The sequence below is a fragment of the Methylobacter sp. sgz302048 genome (genome assembly GCF_052162025.1).
GTDB lineage: Bacteria > Pseudomonadota > Gammaproteobacteria > Methylococcales > Methylomonadaceae > Methylobacter.
This window is the reverse complement of the sequence record NZ_CP197401.1, coordinates 2,001,856-2,021,478: the sequence shown is the minus strand read 5'-3', so window position 1 is coordinate 2,021,478 and position 19,623 is coordinate 2,001,856. Positions and strand designations below refer to the sequence as shown.

Genomic DNA, 19,623 nt, shown 5'->3' with positions numbered 1-19,623 from the left:
ATGCTGTGGCAGGATAGCGAACAAATCAGCCGCACGCTGGAAACGGTATTCAACGGTATTCTGGCAACGCGCCTGTGCGAGGTGCCTATTGTTAACCCCGCGCTCTCTGTGCAGGCTGTCGGCTTCATCCGCTTTAACGAAGACTGGCTGGGCGTGTTGATCACGCCCTGGTTCATGAATCTGCTGTTGTTGCCGGGGCCGGATAGCGACTGGCGCAAGCAGCTTCCCGGCAGCAAACTTGTGCGGCGCTATCCCTACGGCGCCTTCGAATTCACTTTGGCCAGCGAAGCGCAGCTGGGCCCATACGCACAGTGTTCCTTGTTCTCGCCAATGTTTCAATTCGAGGATCAGGGTATGGCGCTCACGGCGGCACAAGCCGCCTTGCAGGGCTTGCTGACTACTCCTAGTCCGCGCACTGTCAGCCGCCGGGATCTGCTGCGCGGCGCTCTCGGAGGCCATAAATGACGCCGGACGGAACTGTCCACATCGAATTGTATCACCGCGCCGGCCAGGCTAGCGGAGCGCGAATCACATCCACCCGGCCTGACATAGCGCCCCTGGTCTTGCTCGGCAAAACGCCAGAACAGATCCTCGACATCGTACCGCTGCTGTTTACGCTGTGCGGCAATGCCCAAGCCTGTACCGCCCTGCTGGCCTGTCGCGCCGCGCTGGGCATGACAGCCGAGCCTGAGTCCGATGCGGCCCGCGACCTGCTGGTGCAACTGGAGACTCTGCGCGAACACGCCTGGCGGATTTTGCTGGATTGGCCGGGCCTGATCGGACTGCCCCCGGATAAAAAAGCCCTGGCGGCATTACTTAAATTCGATGCGCTTTTCAAGCGGCATTTGTTCCGGCACGGAGAGGCATACAAGCTCGACAGTTGCCTCGACATCGATGCCGTGCAATTGACGCAACTGACAGCCGAATTGGAAGCGCTCATTGATGCCGCGATTTTTAACGGCCAGCTTGCCGATTTTCGGACGCTGGCCTGCGAAACGCAGCTGCGCGACTGGTTGCACCAAAACGAGGCGCTGCCGGCCAATCTGCTGAACGATTTGTATAACCGGAACTGGACGGCAGTCGGGCAAAACAATGTCGACTGTCTGCCCGAGCTCGAGGCGGATGCCTTGAACCGGCAGATGCAGCAGGAAGATTTGGCGGCGTTCTGCCGGGCGCCGCACTGGCAAGGCCGCTGCTTTGAAACGACGCCATTGACGCGGCAACGGTCGCATCCGCTCATCGCCGGCTTGCAGCGCCGTTACGGCAACGGCCTGATGGTGCGCTTCGTGGCCCGTTTGCTGGAAGTGGCGGCGATACCGCTGCGGTTAAGCCGTGGGATAGAGCAAAAGCCTGACCCTGCAATCGTCTCGAGCACCGGCGGCATTGGTCTGGCCCAGCTTCAGGCGGCGCGCGGCCTATTGATTCATCGTCTGGAACTGCGGCATGGGCGGGTGTATGATTACCGGATCGCCGCGCCTACCGAATGGAATTTCCATCCCGAAGGCGTCGTCGCCCAAGGCTTGAAACACTTGAAGGCCGAAGGCCCGAACGACCTGCGGCGGCAGGCGGAACTTCTGATCAACTCAGTAGACCCCTGCGTACTTTACAATTTAAAGCTGACGGACAGCGATAATAAGGCAGAAGCCCATGCATAACAAATCTGTTTGGAACAAGTTTGCACCAGCCCAAAGTGACATAGCAGGGATTGTCATGCATGACAAATCCGCCGGGAGCGGATTTACATTTACCCGAAGGGTGCATGGCAGGGATTGCCATGCATGAATTGTCGCTTTGCGAAAGCGTTTTACAAATACTGGAGCAACAGGCGGAAGCCCAGCAATACCGGAAAGTCAAGACGGTCTGGCTGGAAATTGGAGCGCTTGCCGGCGTCGAGATCGAGGCGTTGCGTTTCAGTTTCGATATTGTCGTACAAGGTTCGCTGGCCGACCAGGCCCGCCTTGAAATTATCGAAGTGCCGGGCCAGGCCTGGTGTTTGCCGTGCGGGCGCAATGTGGCCGTGCAGCAGTTATACGATCAATGCCCGCACTGCGGCAGTCATCAATTGCAGGTCAATGGCGGCGATCAAATGCGAATCAAAGAACTGGAGGTAGAATAATGTGCGGCGTATGCGGCTGCGGCGAGGGCCATTCCCACTCGCACGATCATGGCCATTCCCATGATCACCATCATCACGACCATGACCACGAACACGGTGCGGCACATGCCCATGCGCCGGGTTTGAGCCGGCTGCGCATGGTGCAGATCGAACAGGATATTCTGGCCAAGAATAACCGTTATGCCGCCGAAAACCGCCGCTACTTCAATGAACGCGGCATGCTGGCGTTGAATCTGGTCTCCAGCCCCGGCTCCGGCAAGACCACGCTGTTGACCGAAACCATTGCCCGGCTGCAGGGCGACGCCGACATCGCCGTGATCGAAGGCGACCAACAAACCGCCCGCGACGCCGAGCGCATCCGCGCCACCGGCGTGCAGGCGGTGCAAATCAATACCGGCAAAGGCTGCCATCTCGATGCGCACCGCGTCGGGCATGCGCTAGCAAGCCTGCAGCCGAGCGACCATAGCCTGCTGTTCATCGAAAACGTCGGCAATCTGGTCTGCCCTTCGTCGTTCGATCTGGGCGAAGCGCACAAAGTGGTGATTCTGTCGGTCACCGAGGGCGAGGACAAGCCGATCAAATACCCCGACATGTTCCATGCCGCCGACCTGATGATCTTGAACAAGACCGACCTGCTGCCGTACCTGGATTTCGACAGCGAGCAATGCATACAGTATGCGAAACAGGTCAACCCTCGCATCAAGGTCCTGTCATTGTCGGCCAAGACCGGAGAAGGCATAGACAACTGGCTGCGCTGGCTCAAGGCCGAATTGGAATTGCAGCGCATCGCCTATGCTTAATGCTCGCTACCGTAGGGTACGCACTGCGTACCAAGCCGGACAGGGCATGCTGCCCCGTCCGAACCGTTCAGCGTTGGTTCAATGCATATCCGTAGGGTACGCATCGCGTACCTTTTGGCTTTACCTTGGCATCGCGGAAACTTTTAATGGGCAATTTGAAAATGGTACGCAATGCGTACCCTTATATCTCGATTTTACCCAATTAGGGATAAAATCCCCGGCTGATCACCGGGCGGGAAGCGGAGAAGCCGGGCGTACCCTGAGGCTTCGAGCCTGCTGCGTAGATTTCGCTCTCCGTTTCCCTCATCCGCCTCATAAGTTCGTACGGTATGCGTAGGCCCCCGTTTCGCCGGGAGAGCCTGTATGATCCAAGGCTGAACCAGGCGTATGCCTTAAAATTGATCTTATTGATTTTATATAGTTTTTTGGAGTGTTTAAAGATGTCCCAAGTGACGGTTGGTGTGGATATTGCCAAGCATAAATTCGATGTTGCCCGCCTGGAGAACGGCAAATACAAGCATAAAAAATTCGACAACACGCCGGAAGGTTTTGCCGCTTTGATCGTCTGGCTGACGACGTTCGGCGGCGTCAAGCCCTCGGTTTGCATGGAAGCGACTGGCGCCTACAGCATCCCTCTGGCCGAATGCCTGGCCCAATCAGGCTATCCGGTGGCTGTCGTCAATCCTGCCAGAATCAAGGGATTCGCCAAGAGCGAATTGAGCCGAATCAAGACCGACAAGGCTGACGCCAAGCTGATCGCCCGGTATGCCCAGGAAAAGAAACCGCCTTTGTGGACGCCGCCACCTGCCAATATCCGCGAACTGCAAGCCTTATTACGCCGGATCGAAGACCTGCTGGAAATGCAGCAAATGGAGAAAAACAGACTGGATACGGCTGACCCCACGATTGCCGAATCCATCAGAGCCGTCTTGGCACATCTGGAGCAGGCGCTTAAAACCACACGCGAACGCGTTCAACGTCTTATCGATCAAGACCCTGATCTCAGGCACCGGCGCGCTTTGCTGGAAACGATTCCTGGCATCGGCGAAGCCTCCTCTGCCCACCTCATGGTCGCTTTGAGCGATCACTACGGCTTCACCACCGCCAAGCAAGCTGTCGCCTTTGCTGGACTCAATCCCGCCTTGAACGAATCCGGCAAGTGGAAAGGCAAAACCCGCATTTCCAAGATGGGTGATCCGATGTTGCGCGCGAAGCTATACATGCCCGCCGTGGTCGCGGGAAGACACAATCCCGTCATCCGCCTTTTCCGCGAACGCTTGGCTGCACGCGGCAAGAATGGCATGGCCATCGCCTGTGCTTCAATGCGCAAACTCGTCCATATCGCCTTTGCCATCCTGAAATCGAATAAACCTTTCGACCCCAATTTTGCGCTTGCATAATGGGCAACAAGACGGTATCTACATTTTAGGAAACCGAAATTCATGTGTCTGGCTTTACCCGCCCAAATCGTCGCCCTCGACCCCGTCACCAACATGGCGACCGCATCGGTCGACAACGTCAAGGTGGAAGTGTCGCTGACCCTTGTCGATGATGTCGCTATCGGCGACTACGTACTGGTGCACGTCGGTTACGCGCTGAATAAAATCGACGAGGACGAAGCCCTAAAAACCCTGGCCTTGTTCGCCGAAGCCGGATTGACGCTCAACCCATGAAATACATCAGCGAGTTCCGCCAGCAAGATCTGGCCCGACAACTGGCCCAAGCCATCGCGCAAACTGTCGATCCCGACCGGCACTACCGGCTGATGGAATTCTGCGGCGGCCATACCCATGCCATTTTCCGTTACGGCGTGCAGGATCTGATGCCTGCCAATGTCGAATTCATCCACGGCCCCGGCTGCCCGGTCTGCGTATTGCCGACCGGACGCATCGACAACGCGATCCAGCTGGCCGAGCGACATGACGTGATACTCTGCACCTATGCCGACCTGATGCGGGTGCCGGCCACCGGCCGCAACAGCCTGCTGAAAGCCAAGGCCGGCGGCTGCGACATCCGCATGGTTTATTCCACGCAGGACGTCCTGAAAATCGCCCGCGAAAATCCGGATCGGCCCGTGGTGTTTTTCGCCATCGGCTTCGAAACCACGACGCCACCGACCGCCGTCGCGATACAGCAGGCACAGGCCGAACGGCTGACTAATTTCTCGGTGTTCTGCAACCACGTACTGACGCCCGCCGCCATGCAGGCTATCCTGGATGCGCCGCAGCCGGTCTCGATTGATGCCTTTCTCGGACCTTCCCACGTCAGCACGGTCATCGGCAGCCAGGCCTATGAGCCGTTTGCCGAACGCTATGCCAAACCGGTCGTTATTGCCGGTTTCGAACCCCTGGATGTCATGCAGTCGGCGCTGATGCTGATACGCCAGCTCAACGAAGGCCGGCATGAGGTCGAAAACGAGTACAGCCGCGCCGTCACCCGGCAAGGCAACCTGAAAGCGCAAGCGCTGATGCGGGAAATATTCGAGTTGCGTCCGCAATTCGAATGGCGCGGCCTGGGCCTGATCCCTGACAGCGCATTGAAACTGAAAGCCGACTACGCAGACTTCGACGCCGAGCAACGCTTTAATTTGCCTGCGATCCAGGCCGCCGATGTCAAAGGCTGCGAATGCCCGGCCATCCTGCGCGGCGCGAAAAAGCCGCAGGATTGCAAGTTGCTGGGCACGGTTTGCACGCCGGAAAATCCGATGGGTTCTTGTATGGTGTCGTCTGAGGGAGCTTGTGCTGCGTATTGGTCTTATGGGCGGGTTAGGAATTGAGTCCCTGTCGCGACGAGTAGTTTTGATGCCGATTTCATATGAGGTGGTTTACCTAAGGCTAAACACGATAATATGCACATTATAAATAGCAACTAATTTTTATATCAACACAAAAAAGATAGTTAACATGTGATATTATTTTGTTTTATAAAAAATAACAAATCCACAAAATATCTATTAATTTTTTATAATTTTATTTATTTTATTTACCTTATAATAAATTATTATTGTTTTTAATTAATTACAAGATATTATAAAAAACAATTAATATTTTTGTCTCCATTAAAATATCGAATATTATTAACAATAAACAACTTTATTTTAATTTAAACTTTATTTTAATTTAATTTAAAATTTATATTAATTTGACAAATCAATTAATCACAAACATTCAAGACGCACAGACATACGATGCTAACTAAATTAGAATTTTCAAATTTTAAAGCTTGGCAAGATCTGGAGATTCAACTAGGGCGTGTTACAGGCTTATTTGGCACCAATAGCTCTGGTAAAAGTAGCATCCTCCAATTCTTGTTGATGTTAAAACAAACTAAAAATGCAACTGATAGGGGCTTGGTTTTAGATTTAGGTGGGCCTGATCAACTTATTAATTTAGGTACATTTAAAGATATGGTGCATAAGCATCAGGAAACTTCATCTTTAAAATGGAAGATAAGATGGAAACTCAACAAGCCGTTGAAAATACCTAATCCATCAGGAAAACGTACTGATGTTTTATTTCAAGATAATTATTTAGGTACAAAAGCGGAAGTTTCATTTAAAAATCAAGAGATGAAAGTGCAATTTTTGGCGTATTGTTTTGACAAATACTCTTTTGAAATGAAACCTAAACATGAGACCAGTAAAGAATATGTGTTACAAGCTAGATCTCAAAACAGTGCAGATTTTCAATTTGTTCGTCAAAAAGGTAGGGTCTGGGCTATACCGAGTCCTATTAAAACGCACTTATTTCCAGATCAAGCCAAAACGTATCATCAAAATGCTGATTTTTTAAGTTTTTTTGAGTCCGAATACGAAAGTATGATGGATCAAATTTATTATCTTGGACCTTTGCGTGAATATCCAAAGAGAGAATATCAGTGGTCAGGAGCAAGACCACTTGATGTCGGCTATCGAGGTGAGCGCACAGTCGATGCTATCTTATCAGCCACCATCCGAGGAGAAAAAAGAAGTTTGGGCAAAAGAAAGGCAACTAAAACCTTTCAAGAGATTATTGCTTATTGGCTTAAAGAATTAGGATTAATTCAAGAGTTTTCGATTGAAGAAATTGCCGAAGGGTCAAACTTATATCGAGCCATTGTTAGAAGAGATAAAGAAAGTCCAGAAGCTTTTTTGACTGATGTGGGGTTTGGTGTCTCCCAAGTTTTACCAGCACTAGTATTACTTTATTATGTGCCCGAAAGCAGTACCATTTTAATGGAGCAACCCGAAATTCATTTGCATCCTTCAGTACAAAGCGGCTTAGCAGATGTCATTTTGCAAGTAGCAAAACATCGAAACATACAAGTTATTGTAGAAAGCCATAGTGAGCATTTGTTAAGGCGTTTTCAAAGACGAATTGCCGAAGATAAATATCCTGGTGATGAGTTAAAGCTTTATTTTTGTGACAGTATACAAGGCGTATCGAAATTATCCGATTTAGACATTGATACATTCGGTGAAATTAGAAATTGGCCAGAAAATTTTTTTGGTGATGAAATGGCAGAAATTGCTGCCACTCGTACCGCTACACTGAGGCGAAAAATGCAGGAAGCATCAATAAATAATGGATAAATTTGTCATTGATACTAATGTAGCTATTAGCGCAAACGGTAAAAACACACATGCCTCTCCATCTTGTCAATTGGCTTGCATTGAACTATTAGAAAATTGTAAGAAATTCTATGTGGCTATTGATAAGACAGGACTGATTATGTCTGAATATGCCAAACATTTGAGTCATGCTGGGCAACCTGGTGTTGGTGATATGTTTTTTAAGTATCTGCACGATAATCAACATGCAGCAAATAAAATTCTTACTACAGACATCACACTATCGAATGACACTTGTCGAGGGTTCAATGAACTACCGATAAATTCGCTTGATCCATCAGATCGTAAATTTTTAGCTACTGCGGTAGCTGCTAGTGCAACAATTGCTAATGCTACAGATAGCGATTGGGCGGAGCAGAGCGAATTACTTAAAATACTAAATATTGAGTTAAAACAGTTATGTCCCGAACATAGCTGTAAATAATTTTGTAATGAAATAAATCTTCCATCGGACTTTATTAATTCATGAGTTCGTACCCTACACTTAAAAACAAATGTATCTGATTTTTCTCTAAATTCCGAGATGGTTTTAATCCGTCGCGATAGCGACTTTTGTAATATAGGAATTTTTCAGTGCCTAAACCCTACACCTCCCCCCTAAACCTAAAAACCGGCAAAGTCGACCTAAGCCACGGCGGTGGCGGGCGTGCTATGGCTCAGCTGATCGACGAGCTGTTCGTCAGACATTTCGACAACGACTTGCTGCGGCAGCGCAACGACCAGGCGCTGTTTAACGTGCCGGCAGGACGGCTGGTGATCAGCACCGACGGCCATGTGATATCGCCGCTGTTTTTTCCGGGCGGCGACATCGGCTCGCTGGCGGTGCACGGTACTATCAATGATGTGGCGATGTCCGGCGCACGGCCGTTGTATCTGGCGGCCGGGTTCATCCTGGAAGAAGGCCTGCCGCTGGCCGATCTGGAAAAAATAGTCGTCAGCATGGCCGCCGCGGCGCAACGGGCCGGCACGCCTATCGTCACCGGCGATACCAAAGTCGTGGAGCGCGGCAAGGGCGACGGCGTGTTCATTACCACGACCGGCGTCGGCATCGTGCCGGAAGGCGTCACTATTTCCGGTGACCACGCACGACCGGGCTGCGCGATTCTGATCAGCGGCTCGATCGGCGATCACGGCGTTGCCATCATGGCCGGGCGGGAGAATCTACAATTCGGCACCAGCATCGTCTCCGACTCCGCCGCGCTGAACGGTCTGGTCGCCGATATGGTCGCCGCCGCGCCGGACGCTATTCATTGCCTGCGCGACCCGACCCGCGGCGGTTTGGCGGCGGCCTTGAACGAGCTGGCCCAACAATCCGGGGTCGGCATGGCCATCGACGAGGCGCGGATTCCCATAAAAGCTGAAGTCAAAGCCGCCTGCGAAATCCTCGGCCTGGACCCGCTGTATGTCGCCAACGAAGGCAAGCTGGTCTGCATCTGTGCCCCCGATGCCGCCGAACGCCTGCTGGCGGTAATGCAACGGCACCCGCTGGGCCGCGATGCCGCGATCATCGGCGAAGTCATCGCCGACGAGCACGGCTTCGTGCAAATGACCACAGCCTTCGGCGGGCGACGCATCGTCGACTGGCCAGTCGGCGAGCAGTTGCCGCGCATCTGCTGATGCCCGGCAAGGCTATCCGGGCGCGCGGCGTGGTGCAGGGCGTAGGCTTTCGGCCGGCGATCTGGCATCTGGCCCGGCTATGCGGGTTGACCGGCTCGGTGTGGAACGACGCCGAGGGCGTGATGATCCACGCCTTCGGCAGCGAGGCGGATCTGGATGCCTTCATCCGCCGGATTCCGCTGCAACTGCCGCCGCTGGCCCGGCTCGACAGCCTGGAGGTGCAGGATTTAAATGGCATGCCGGATGGCGAGTTCCGTATCGTTGCCAGCCGCAAAGACCGCAGCGCCCAGACCCCGATCGCCGCCGATGCCGCCACCTGTCCCGACTGCCTGGCCGAAATCGCCGACCCCGCCAATCGCCGCTACCGCTATCCGTTCACCAATTGCACGCATTGCGGCCCGCGGCTGTCCATCATCCGGGGTGTGCCTTATGACCGCTGCCGCACCAGCATGGCGGAGTTCATGATGTGCCCGCGCTGCCGGCAGGAATATGAAGACCCAAACGACCGCCGCTTCCACGCCCAGGCTAACTGCTGCCCTGACTGCGGCCCCAGACTGTGGCTGGAGGATCGCAGCCGGCAAGCGCTGGCTGGCACCGACCCGCTGACGCGCACGGCCGAGCTGATCCGCCAGGGTTTTATCGTCGCGATCAAGGGCCTGGGCGGTTTTCATCTGGCCTGCAATGCCGCCGATCCCGATGCGGTTGCCCGACTGCGGCAACGCAAGCGGCGCCATGCCAAACCGTTTGCATTAATGGCCCGCGATGCGGAAACGATAGCCCGCCATGCCCGGCTGAACGAGCAGGCAATGCGGGCTCTGCCTGACAAGGCCGCACCGATCGTATTGCTGGCCGCGCATGGCATGGCGCTGGCGCCCGGCATCGCGCCGGATGACGATAAGCGGGGCTTCATGCTGCCGTACACGCCTTTGCACAGTCTGCTGATGCAAGAACTTGACGCGCCCATCGTACTGACCTCCGGCAATATCAGCGACGAACCGCAATGCACGGACAACGACGAAGCGCGGGAAAAGCTGGCCGGAATCGCCGATTATTGGCTGCTGCATGACCGGGCCATCGTCAACCGGCTGGATGATTCGGTAGTTCGAGTCATGGACGGCGGCATCCGGCTGTTGCGGCGGGCGCGCGGTTACAGCCCGGAAGCGCTGGTTTTGCCGGCCGGTTTTGAAGCGGCCGATAACGTTCTTGCCATGGGCGCGGAGTTGAAAAACAGTTTCTGTCTGCTGAAGAACGGCCAGGCGGTTGTTTCCCAACATATTGGCGATCTGGAAAGCGCCGCCGTGCAGCGCGATTACCGTCATGCCGTCGCGCTGTACCGGCAGTTATTCGGTTTCAGCCCCAAGCGCATCGCTGTCGATCTGCATCCGGATTATCTATCCACGCAATACGGGCAAGCCTTGGCGGCAACCGAGCAGGCGCAGTTATTCGCCGTGCAGCATCATCATGCCCATCTGGCCGCCTGTCTGGCCGAGCATGGCGTGCCCCTGGATGCGCCCCCGGTGTTGGGCGCGATCTTCGATGGCTTAGGTCTGGGCGATGACGATACGTTATGGGGCGGCGAATTTTTGCTGGCCGATTACCGAAGCTGCACCCGGCTCGGCCATTTCCAGCCTATTGCCCTGCCCGGCGGCGCACAGGCCATGCGCGAACCCTGGCGCAACGCTTATGCGCAACTGCGGCATTATTTCGACTGGCCGATGCTGCGCCAGGAATTCGCCGAGCTGAACATCATCAAATTGCTGGCCGGCAAACCGTTGGACACGCTGTCGGCGATGATTGCCAGAAATCTCAACTCGCCGCCCAGCAGTTCCTGCGGCCGCTGGTTCGACGCCTTTGCCGCCGCGCTGGATCTGCACGGCCAACAGGTTCATTACGAAGGCCAGGCCGCGATTGCGCTGGAGTCGCTGGCAGCGCCGCTGTTTGCCGATGAACAGCCCTACCCGCAAGCCTGGTCTATCGATAAAGACGGCGGCCTGTTGGTGTTAAACTGGCAAGGCTTATGGCAAGCCGTTCTGGTCGATCTCAACGGCGGCGCGGATAAAGCCCGCATCGCCGCCCGCATTCATCATAGCCTGATCGCCGCGACCGTCGAACTGCTGAACCGGCTCTGCCGCCAGGCTGGCACAGACCGTATTGTGCTCAGCGGCGGCGTATTTCAGAACCGGCTGCTGCTGGAAGCGGTCTCTCAGCAATTGCGGCAGGCTGGCAAAACTGTCCTGTCGCCGCAACGCTATCCGCTGAACGACGGCGGTTTGGCATTGGGACAAGCGGTGATTGCCGCTGCGCAAAGCATTAAAGGAAAGTGACGGATTGCGGTTCAGCAATCAGCCCGCATTCAAAGCGGACGACCGTTGGGCATAATATTCGCGGCATTCGCGCTCCCGGCCCCGGACTACGCGCTTACCTTGCAGCGGGCCTTTGGTTTCGGTAACGACGGTATATTGCCCTTCATGATGCTGGTCGTCATAAAAGTAAATGACGACCCAATCCTTGATCTGGTTGAGCTGATGGGCGCGCGGGGTATTCGAATACAAGGCCGTAAAATGCCAGCCGTTGCGGGTTTTGTGCATGATCGGCAGCCAGGCTTCGCCGGACGGATTGAAGCGCTTGGGCGCGATTTTCGGCAATTCTTCCTCGTCGGCTTTGGTCAGGTAGAGAAAATCGATTTCCAGCAGCAATTCGATCGGCACCTCGACGGCAGGCGCTTGCAGTCTTTTGCGTGGACGGCGATAGCCCAGGATGCGATCCAGCCAAGCCTGGATCATTTCGGTTTTGTTCCTGCTAAAGCCCGGCACGGTCGCCAGCCGCCCGTCATGCGCGGCCATTTCCAGTTCCTCCAGCGTATCGACATGCAGCGTTTCTATCAACCGATGCGCCAGGGTCGGGCCGATGCCCGGAATCTGTTCAAACAGCTCGATAGGATCATGGCCGGTTCTCAGGCTGTCCAGCCGGCTCATGCGGCCTGTGGTCACATATTCGCAGATTGAACGGGCAATGCCAGCGCCGATGCCGGGCAATGCATCCAGGCCGTCAATGCCTTCCTTTTCGACGATCTCGGATACCGGCCGGTCGAGTTCGTCAATCGTGATCGCGGCCCGCAGGTAGGCGGTCGAACGAAACGGGTTGGCGCCCTGTTCTTCAAGCAACCTGGCAATCTCCCTCAATCTATCGGAAACTTCTTTATTTATCATAAAGCTACCCTCCGGCCATTATGGTCTGTGACTTTGAATGGCTCCTTTAAGTTCTGATCGTGGCAAGAACGGCATTAATTTTTACGGACTGCAAAACGAACCGGGGCCTTACAGTGTCAGATTGAAGCTTTGATGAGCAAATTTACCGCATAGCACCAGAAATAATAAAATACGATCAAATTCATCATTTCATAGCGAGGCACAGATAATGACCAACAAGTCCCCCACGATATCCAATCCTTCCGTTATCGTCCCGGTCAATCCGGCCATCGAGAACTATATGCGCAGCCTGACCGGCCCTACCGATCATCCTGTGTTGATTGAAATGGAGGAGTACGCGAGGCAGAATAATTTCCCTATCGTCGATCGTCTGGTGGGTATTTTTCTGGAAACGCTGGCGAAAAGCATCGGCGCCCGGCGCATTTTCGAATTCGGCAGCGGTTACGGCTATTCGGCTTACTGGTTTGCGCGCGCGACAGGCCTTGAAGGCAGGGTGATCTGCAGTGACGGCGATGCCGTCAACCGGCAGAAAGCGCAAGGTTATCTCAGTGCCGCCGGTTTATGGGACAGGGTCGATTTCCATACCGGGCTTGCGCAGGATATCTTCGCGCAAACCGAAGGGTTGTTCGATATCTGCTATAACGACGTTGACAAGGGCGATTATCCGGAAGTATGGAGAATGGCCAGAGACCGCATCCGCCCCGGCGGCCTGTATATCGCCGATAATGTGCTCTGGCATGGCCGCGTGGCCGCGGAAAATTTTGTCGACATCGTGCCGGGCTGGACCGAGGCCATACAGGAGCACAATCTGTTAATCTTCAACGATCCTGATTTTGACAGTTTTATCAACCCGACACGGGACGGCGTGCTCGTCGCGCGTAAAAAGACGGCTTGAAGACAAGACACAGATGGCTGACTGTTCAATCATGGTTCTGCATGGCCTTGGACAGTTGCCGCATCTGTCCGGAATCAAGCCATTTTTTGCACCAGACATTAAGTGCGCGCGGGTCGCCTTGCATCAGTTTGAACTCTTGCCGGGCCAGCCCCGGCTGTTCTGTGGGCCACCAGGAATGTATTTCCAGTTGTCGTTGCAAATACTCGCGAGCGGCTTCATAACTGGATTCGGTTATTTTCGTGTTGCGTGTCGCCATCTTGATCACCTATTTATGCAGATTGTGGTCTGGATAAATTTTATGATTATTGGAATCTCAAAAAAACATCAAGTTCCTGATTAAAGAGAGTTTATTTAAACCCTTCCTATCAATCTTTTCCACCTTGAATAGAATGTCTGACAATCTGTTTACCATCAACAATTTAATCTGATGCGCATCCTTCTAGCCTACATCAGTATCATTTTAATCTGGGCCACTACGCCGCTGGCTATCAAATGGAGCGCTGAAGGTCCGGGCTTTTTGCTCGGTGCGACGGGCCGCATGAGCATCGGCATCGTCTGCGTGGCCATGCTGCTGTTGCTCAGGCGGCAGCGCCTGGCCTGGCATAGCAAGGCCAGGCGGACTTATCTGGCTGTGGCCCTGCAAATCTATTGCTCCATGCTGGCGGTTTACTGGGCCGCGCAGTTCATTCCTTCCGGCTGGGTTTCGGTGATATTCGGCTTGTCGCCGTTGATCACGGCGTTGCTGTCGGCGATATGGCTAAAAGAACGCAGTCTGACGCCGGGCAAATTGCTGTCTTACGGCTTCGGTGTCGGTGGCCTGGCTGTCATGTTCGGTTCGGCCTTGCAACTCGGACAGGAGGCAGCGCTGGGCATTGCCGGCGTGCTGGTTGCCGCCCTCCTGCAATCGGCCAGCGCCGTCTGGGTGCAGCGCATTCAAGCGAAACTGCCGGCATTGTCGCAGGTGGCCGGCGGCCTGCTGCTGGCCGTACCGGCTTATTGGCTGACCTGGCGGCTGGCTGACGGGCAATGGCCGGCGTCATTGCCGCTTGCCAGTCTGGCTTCAATCATCTATCTGGGCGTCATCGCGACGACCATCGGCTTTGTGCTTTATTACTATGTGCTGGCTCACTTGGCCGCAACGCGCGTCGCCTTAATTACGCTGCTCTCGCCGGTGCTCGCGCTCATGCTGGGCCATACGGTCAACCATGAGCCGCTGACCATGAAAATCGCAGCCGGCACGGTGCTGATCTTATCGGCGCTGTTCATGCATGAATATTTCGACAGAATAGTGGGTTATCTGGTCAGAAAAACGACGGCAAGGCGCCTGCGTTCGTCGGCGTGACAGCTTGCCCGTCCGAAACTAATCCGGTCGGCTATCTGTCTTTAATAATTGAAGCTCAATTCATGAACTTAACAGGAGAAGCTGAAATGAAAATGTCAAAAATAGACAAAGTACTGGTAAGTGAAGCTCTTGTAGGTGAAGGTAATGAAGTGGCGCATGTCGATTTGGTCATGGGGCCGCGGGGCAGTGCTGCGGAAACGGCGTTCTGTATCGCGCTGACCAATCAAAAACGCGGGGATAACGCTTTATTGGCGCTGGTAGCTCCCAATCTCATGGCCAAGCCCAATACCATCTTGTTTAATAAAGTGGAAATCAAAGACGCGAAACAGGCCACGCAAATGTTCGGCCCGGCCCAGCGCGGCGTCGCCAAGGCCGTTACCGACAGTGTTAAAGCCGGCATCATACCGTTGGAAGAAGCCGGCGATATCTTTATTAGTGTCGGTGTTTTTATTCACTGGGACGCCAAGGACGACGATAAAATTCAGGACTGGAATTACGAAGCCACAATGCTGGCAATCAAGCGCGCGGTTGAATGCCAGCCGTCGCCGGAAGAAGTGATCGCTCAGGAAAATGTCGTGCACCATCCGCTGGCGGCTCATGACTGATCGGCCTTGCGGTAACGCTTCCAGGCGCTGTATGAGCCATATCTATTAGTGTCATAACCACGAAGAACACAGAGAGCGAAGCTCAACCTTGTTTTTCTTCGTGGTTCGCTATTCAATTTATTGGCTACAGACTATCGTATTCATCATTGACTTCATCGTGCTTGATATGATGCTTTTCATCAACGGCCCTGATAGCCAAGTTGCACAAAAAGCCCACCACCAATATCCCGGCCATAATATGCATGGTCATATTGTAGGCATCGGCCTTGGCAACGCCCTGCGCAATCTGGCTTTCGCGCAGATAATTGACCAGCACGGGACCTGCGACGCCGGCCGTCGACCAGGCTGTCAGCAATCTGCCGTGAATCGCGCCGACGTACTTGGTGCCGAAAATATCGGCCAGATAAGCCGGTATGGTTGAGAATCCGCCGCCGTACATGCTCATAATGACCGCATAGCAGGCGACGAACAGTGCGACATTGTGCATCTGACCGGTGTAAGGCACACTGGAATACAGCGCGCAGCCCAGAACGAAGAATATGAAATAGGTATTTTTCCTACCCAGATAATCGGACAGCGTGGACCAGACAAAGCGCCCGCCCATATTGAACAAACTCAGGAGGCTGACAAACGCCGCGGCCCTTTCGGGCGTGAACTGGTCTTTGAACATCTCCTGACTCATGGCCGAAGCCTGGCCCAGCACGCCGATGCCTGCCGTCACGTTCAGACACAATACCAGCCATAGCAGGTAAAACTGCGGTGTTTTCAGTGCCTGATCAACATGCACGTGATTGTTCGTGATCAGCTTGCTTTTTTTGATTGATGGTTGAAAACCTTTCGGCATCCAGCCTTCAGTCGGCAGCCGGATCGAAAACGCGCCCAGCATCATGATAACCAGATAAAGCGCGCCCATCGTCATGAAGGTTTCCGCAACGCCGACCGATGTTTCTGAAGCGAAATGTTTCATCAGAAACACCCCCAGAGGCGCACCGATCATTGCGCCGCCGCCGAATCCCATGATCGCCAGCCCGGTCGCCATGCCGCGGCGATCGGGAAACCATTTGATCAGCGTCGAGACCGGAGAGACATACCCCAGGCCCAATCCGATGCCGCCCAGAACGCCATAGCCCACATACAGCATCCAGATCGCATGCAGCCAGACGCCGGCCGCGGAAATAAAGAAGCCGCAGCTAAAGCACAAGGCGGCGCAGAACATCGTGACACGCGGCCCGACTTTCTCCAGCCATTTTCCCGCAAAAGCCGCCGACAGCCCCAGAAACACGATGGCGAGGCTGAAGATCCAGCCCAGTTCAGTCAATTTCCAGTCCTCAGGCAAAGACTCGGTTATGCCCAGTACTTTGGTCAATGGCAAATTGAATACGCTGAACGCATAAACCTGCCCTATGCAGAGATGTACAGCCAGGGCCGCAGGGGCAACCAGCCAACGATTAAAATCCGATTTTGCAATCGTCCTGTCTCTTGACAAAAAAGACGTCGCCCCCGTTGTGTTCATAAATTTTTCTTCCTGTTTTTTATTTGCTTTTATATGAAGGCCGGCATGAATCCAGCAGACAATAGACCTCCGACGCTAACGCGATGGAGAATTTGGGACGGCTATTTTACTGCACGCGGCTATATTTTTAAATTTATGCCGAAAGGAGGCGGTTACATTTTGAAGGGATTCGGAAATATTGGCGGCAAGGTACGGCTTGAAAAGCTTTGTAGGGTACGCACCGCGTACCTTTCCGCTTGTGGTGTGCCGAAAAACCCTGAACAGGTACGCGATGCGTACCCTACAGTGGATTTCGCTTTGATTTTGGCAGGGCAGCGGGACAGTCCGGGCTGCTACTAAACCCAGCATTTCGAATGCCGCCCATGCTACGTATACTTTGGTTATTGAGCGGCATCAGCAAAAGATGTTTTGTTGACTATATTGAGCTTGTCGGATTCGATTCCGATCAAGAGATCGCCCTTCAGCAATCCGACCAATTCCCTGCCGGCCATGCTAAAGCGCCAGCCATGCAGCAACGGACAGTCGTCATCCTCATTGAACAGCAGCACTTCCAGATCTTTGCGTGTGGCAAGGATGGTCGGATTCAACGAATTTTCCTCGGCCCGTATTCTGACCAATGCCGTTAAAATGTCCAGTATGGCTTCCTGCTGTTGTGTTTTTCTGGCAGGCCTGCCTTTCTCGTTCAGAGGGATAGGCGGACGCTGCCTGGCTTCATTGATCAACTGGCACAGCACTTTTCCGTAACGGTTGACAGTGCGCTCATTGATACCCCGCACCTTGGCCAGAGCGTTGACGCTGTCGGGCTGAAGCTTGGCCAGCTCAAGCAAAAGATCATCGCGCATGAGCCAACTTCTGGGCCTGTCTTCAGTCTGCGCAGTACGTTCGCGCCACTCGCATAATGTCTGAACGATCGACAGCTGTCTGCCTGTCAGTTTGTTTTTACCTTTGACTTTCAGCCAGGCCTTTTCCGGCGAGACCAGGTAAAGTTCGGAATCTTTCAATAACTCAAAATCGCTTTTCAGCCAGTCCAGACGTCCAAGTTCCTGAAGCTTTTCGCACATGATCATGTAAACCTGACATAGATAAATCACGTCATCGGCGGCATAGCGCAACTGTTCTTCGCTTAAAGGGCGCACGGTCCAGTCGGTGCGCGTATGGGCTTTACTGAGATTGATATTCAGGAAGCTCGAAACCAGCATGGCATAACCGGGATTATCCTGAAACCCAAGCAAGGGCGCGGCTATTTGCGTATCGAAAATCGGCTCGGGAATACAGCCTCTTAACTGATAGAAAATCTCCAGGTCCTGCCGGCTGGAATGGAAAACTTTGACGATGGAAGGATTGTACAAGACATCGAACAGCTCGCTCAAATCAGGCAATGCGATAGGATCGACGCAAGCCACCCACTCGGGCGTAGCGATTTGCAGCAGGCAGAACTTTGGAAAATAGGTTTTTTCTCTTAAAAACTCGGTATCCAGTGCCAGCCAGGGCTCTTTTAAAATTTGCTGACACAGGGCGCTCAGCTTTTCTGGGGTATCAATATATTGAATAGTAGTCATAGTAATTACAATAACAGCTTTTTGTTCTTTAACCTACTCTTGGCGCCGAATTTGATCTAATACGCTGCATATTTGCAGGTTGATGGTAAAATTTTTTTATTTAATAGTCTGCCGATATGAAATACCGCATTATTCCCGTCACGGCCTTTCAGCAAAACTGTTCTTTACTGATTTGCGAGCGAACCGGCAAGGCCGCTGTCGTCGACCCGGGCGGCGATGTCGATTTGATTCTGGACGCCGTCAAGCAAGAAAAAGCGGTGCTGGAATCTGTCTTGCTGACCCATGGTCATCTCGATCACATCGGAGGCACTTATGAACTGGCCTCTTTATTCGATATTCCTATTATCGGTCCTCACTGCGATGACCAGTTCTGGATTGATGCAATTGCGGCTCAATGTCAGACTTTCGGTTTTCCTGTCTGTCATGAATTTACGCCGACACGCTGGCTGGCGCATGGCGATAAGGTCTCATTCGGCGAAGAAATGCTGGAGGTCCTGCATTGTCCGGGACATACGCCCGGCCATGTGGTTTTTTACCACCGTCAATCCCAACTGGCGATTGTGGGCGACGTGTTGTTTAGAGGATCAATCGGCCGAACCGATTTTCCTAAAGGCGATTTTCATACATTGATCAGTTCCATAAAAAACAATTTGTGGCCTTTGGGTGAACAGGTCGCATTTATTCCCGGCCATGGCCCGATGTCTACATTTGGCGAGGAAATGCGCCATAACCCTTATGTCGGTATTTAGCAGCCTACGCCGGATAGATCCGAACTTTGGCTATCCGGCTGAGGATTACGCTGGCGCCCCCCCCGCCGAAAATTGCTTTTTCCGCGCTTTTTACCGCTGCGCGCTTTTATCCGCGCTATGTTCAATTTTTGTTGATTGATTTCCACCGTTTTCAGGTGCTGAAATATATCCGGCGGCATACCGGCCGGTAATTCAATAATAGTATATAAACCGTGTATATCCACCCTGTTGATATTATTTTTATCAACACCGGATTCTTCAACCAGCACCTTTTTGATTTCTTCCGCTGTAACCTGATGGATTCGCCCTACATCCAGACGATAACGCACCATCTTGATGGGCGGCAGATTAAGCGGCGGCAATATCCTTATCGCTGCCTTTTGCTCTTCCCGTGAAGCGGCTGGAAGTCTGGCTGCCTCCGGCTGATTTAAATACACCAGCGCCGCAGCGCAATCCAAGATATCCGCATCCAGTTCAGCGGCTATAACGCTGAGTAATGCGCGATAGGGCTCCAGATTCTCGCTGTTTAGAATCTGCTGCAAGCGATTTTTCAACGGTTCGGTTTGGCTGATCGGCTCCGCCGTTATACTATTCCTGTCATTCATCCTG

At 53.4% G+C, this 19,623-nt stretch carries 21 protein-coding genes; 16 read left to right on the top strand and 5 right to left on the bottom strand.

What is annotated here, in order from left to right:
* The 11 genes from hybE to hypF all read left to right on the top strand — a co-directional run bounded on the left by hybE (window position 1) and on the right by hypF (window position 11,466).
* On the top strand, window positions 1–465 hold the full coding sequence (gene hybE, locus ACTNE6_RS09220; RefSeq protein ID WP_442499451.1) for a [NiFe]-hydrogenase assembly chaperone HybE: 465 nt from the start codon (window positions 1–3) through the stop codon (window positions 463–465).
* Complete coding sequence (locus ACTNE6_RS09215) at window positions 462–1,655, top strand: Ni,Fe-hydrogenase I large subunit (RefSeq protein ID WP_442499450.1); 1,194 nt, start codon at window positions 462–464, stop codon at window positions 1,653–1,655. The genes hybE and ACTNE6_RS09215 overlap by 4 nt, the downstream gene beginning before the upstream one ends.
* A 59-nt stretch (window positions 1,656–1,714) precedes the next feature.
* Window positions 1,715–2,116: a hydrogenase maturation nickel metallochaperone HypA gene (gene hypA / locus ACTNE6_RS09210; RefSeq protein ID WP_434485590.1), complete on the top strand. Its 402-nt coding sequence runs from the start codon at window positions 1,715–1,717 to the stop codon at window positions 2,114–2,116.
* A complete protein-coding gene (gene hypB / locus ACTNE6_RS09205; protein WP_442499449.1) occupies window positions 2,116–2,916 on the top strand; it encodes a hydrogenase nickel incorporation protein HypB in 801 nt (266 codons plus the stop codon). The genes hypA and hypB overlap by 1 nt, the downstream gene beginning before the upstream one ends.
* Before the next feature lie 440 nt (window positions 2,917–3,356).
* Window positions 3,357–4,316, top strand: coding sequence for an IS110 family transposase (locus ACTNE6_RS09200; RefSeq protein WP_194971213.1), 960 nt, complete (start codon window positions 3,357–3,359; stop codon window positions 4,314–4,316).
* 93 nt (window positions 4,317–4,409) lie between these two features.
* On the top strand, window positions 4,410–4,589 hold the full coding sequence (locus ACTNE6_RS09195) for a HypC/HybG/HupF family hydrogenase formation chaperone (RefSeq protein ID WP_442499448.1): 180 nt from the start codon (window positions 4,410–4,412) through the stop codon (window positions 4,587–4,589).
* Window positions 4,586–5,692 carry a hydrogenase formation protein HypD gene (hypD, locus tag ACTNE6_RS09190; RefSeq protein WP_442499447.1) on the top strand — a complete coding sequence of 369 codons (1,107 nt, stop codon included), beginning with the start codon at window positions 4,586–4,588 and terminating at the stop codon, window positions 5,690–5,692. The genes ACTNE6_RS09195 and hypD overlap by 4 nt, the downstream gene beginning before the upstream one ends.
* 411 nt (window positions 5,693–6,103) lie before the next feature.
* Window positions 6,104–7,486: a DUF3696 domain-containing protein gene (locus ACTNE6_RS09185; RefSeq protein WP_442499446.1), complete on the top strand. Its 1,383-nt coding sequence runs from the start codon at window positions 6,104–6,106 to the stop codon at window positions 7,484–7,486.
* A complete protein-coding gene (locus ACTNE6_RS09180) occupies window positions 7,479–7,949 on the top strand; it encodes a hypothetical protein (protein ID WP_442499445.1) in 471 nt (156 codons plus the stop codon). Before ACTNE6_RS09185 ends, ACTNE6_RS09180 begins: the two co-directional genes overlap by 8 nt.
* A 227-nt stretch (window positions 7,950–8,176) precedes the next feature.
* A complete protein-coding gene (gene hypE, locus ACTNE6_RS09175) occupies window positions 8,177–9,142 on the top strand; it encodes a hydrogenase expression/formation protein HypE (protein WP_442499444.1) in 966 nt (321 codons plus the stop codon).
* Complete coding sequence (gene hypF / locus ACTNE6_RS09170) at window positions 9,142–11,466, top strand: carbamoyltransferase HypF (RefSeq protein ID WP_442499443.1); 2,325 nt, start codon at window positions 9,142–9,144, stop codon at window positions 11,464–11,466. Before hypE ends, hypF begins: the two co-directional genes overlap by 1 nt.
* 18 nt (window positions 11,467–11,484) lie before the next feature.
* On the opposite strand, the gene ACTNE6_RS09165 is transcribed toward hypF, so the two are convergent.
* Window positions 11,485–12,351, bottom strand: a complete 867-nt coding sequence (locus ACTNE6_RS09165; RefSeq protein WP_442499442.1) for a helix-hairpin-helix domain-containing protein — start codon at window positions 12,349–12,351, stop codon at window positions 11,485–11,487.
* Between the two features lie 208 nt (window positions 12,352–12,559).
* Between ACTNE6_RS09165 and ACTNE6_RS09160 the strand changes: the two genes are divergently transcribed.
* Window positions 12,560–13,246: an O-methyltransferase gene (locus tag ACTNE6_RS09160; RefSeq protein WP_442499441.1), complete on the top strand. Its 687-nt coding sequence runs from the start codon at window positions 12,560–12,562 to the stop codon at window positions 13,244–13,246.
* Window positions 13,247–13,271: 25 nt separating this feature from the next.
* Here the strand turns inward: ACTNE6_RS09160 and ACTNE6_RS09155 are convergent, their stop codons facing one another.
* Window positions 13,272–13,502 (bottom strand): hypothetical protein, encoded by a 231-nt coding sequence (locus tag ACTNE6_RS09155; RefSeq protein WP_228779050.1) that lies wholly within the window; start codon window positions 13,500–13,502, stop codon window positions 13,272–13,274.
* 171 nt (window positions 13,503–13,673) lie between these two features.
* On the opposite strand from ACTNE6_RS09155, the gene ACTNE6_RS09150 reads away from it, so the two are divergent.
* Both ACTNE6_RS09150 and fae read left to right on the top strand, forming a co-directional pair.
* Complete coding sequence (locus ACTNE6_RS09150) at window positions 13,674–14,588, top strand: DMT family transporter (RefSeq protein ID WP_442499440.1); 915 nt, start codon at window positions 13,674–13,676, stop codon at window positions 14,586–14,588.
* Between the two features lie 92 nt (window positions 14,589–14,680).
* A complete protein-coding gene (gene fae / locus ACTNE6_RS09145) occupies window positions 14,681–15,193 on the top strand; it encodes a formaldehyde-activating enzyme (RefSeq protein WP_442499685.1) in 513 nt (170 codons plus the stop codon).
* A 124-nt stretch (window positions 15,194–15,317) separates the two neighbouring features.
* On the opposite strand, the gene ACTNE6_RS09140 is transcribed toward fae, so the two are convergent.
* Complete coding sequence (locus ACTNE6_RS09140) at window positions 15,318–16,706, bottom strand: L-lactate MFS transporter (RefSeq protein ID WP_442499439.1); 1,389 nt, start codon at window positions 16,704–16,706, stop codon at window positions 15,318–15,320.
* A 45-nt stretch (window positions 16,707–16,751) separates the two neighbouring features.
* Here ACTNE6_RS09140 and ACTNE6_RS09135 point away from each other — a divergent pair, with 45 nt between their 5' ends.
* A complete protein-coding gene (locus ACTNE6_RS09135) occupies window positions 16,752–17,045 on the top strand; it encodes a hypothetical protein (RefSeq protein WP_442499438.1) in 294 nt (97 codons plus the stop codon).
* 41 nt (window positions 17,046–17,086) lie between these two features.
* On the opposite strand, the gene rnd is transcribed toward ACTNE6_RS09135, so the two are convergent.
* On the bottom strand, window positions 17,087–18,265 hold the full coding sequence (rnd, locus tag ACTNE6_RS09130) for a ribonuclease D (protein WP_442499437.1): 1,179 nt from the start codon (window positions 18,263–18,265) through the stop codon (window positions 17,087–17,089).
* A gap of 116 nt (window positions 18,266–18,381) precedes the next feature.
* Between rnd and ACTNE6_RS09125 the strand changes: the two genes are divergently transcribed.
* Complete coding sequence (locus tag ACTNE6_RS09125; protein WP_442499436.1) at window positions 18,382–19,014, top strand: MBL fold metallo-hydrolase; 633 nt, start codon at window positions 18,382–18,384, stop codon at window positions 19,012–19,014.
* Here the strand turns inward: ACTNE6_RS09125 and ACTNE6_RS09120 are convergent.
* Entirely contained in the window at window positions 19,011–19,619 is a 609-nt protein-coding gene (locus ACTNE6_RS09120) for a DbpA RNA binding domain-containing protein (protein ID WP_442499435.1), read from the bottom strand. The genes ACTNE6_RS09125 and ACTNE6_RS09120 overlap by 4 nt on opposite strands.
* Window positions 19,620–19,623: the final 4 nt, after the last annotated feature.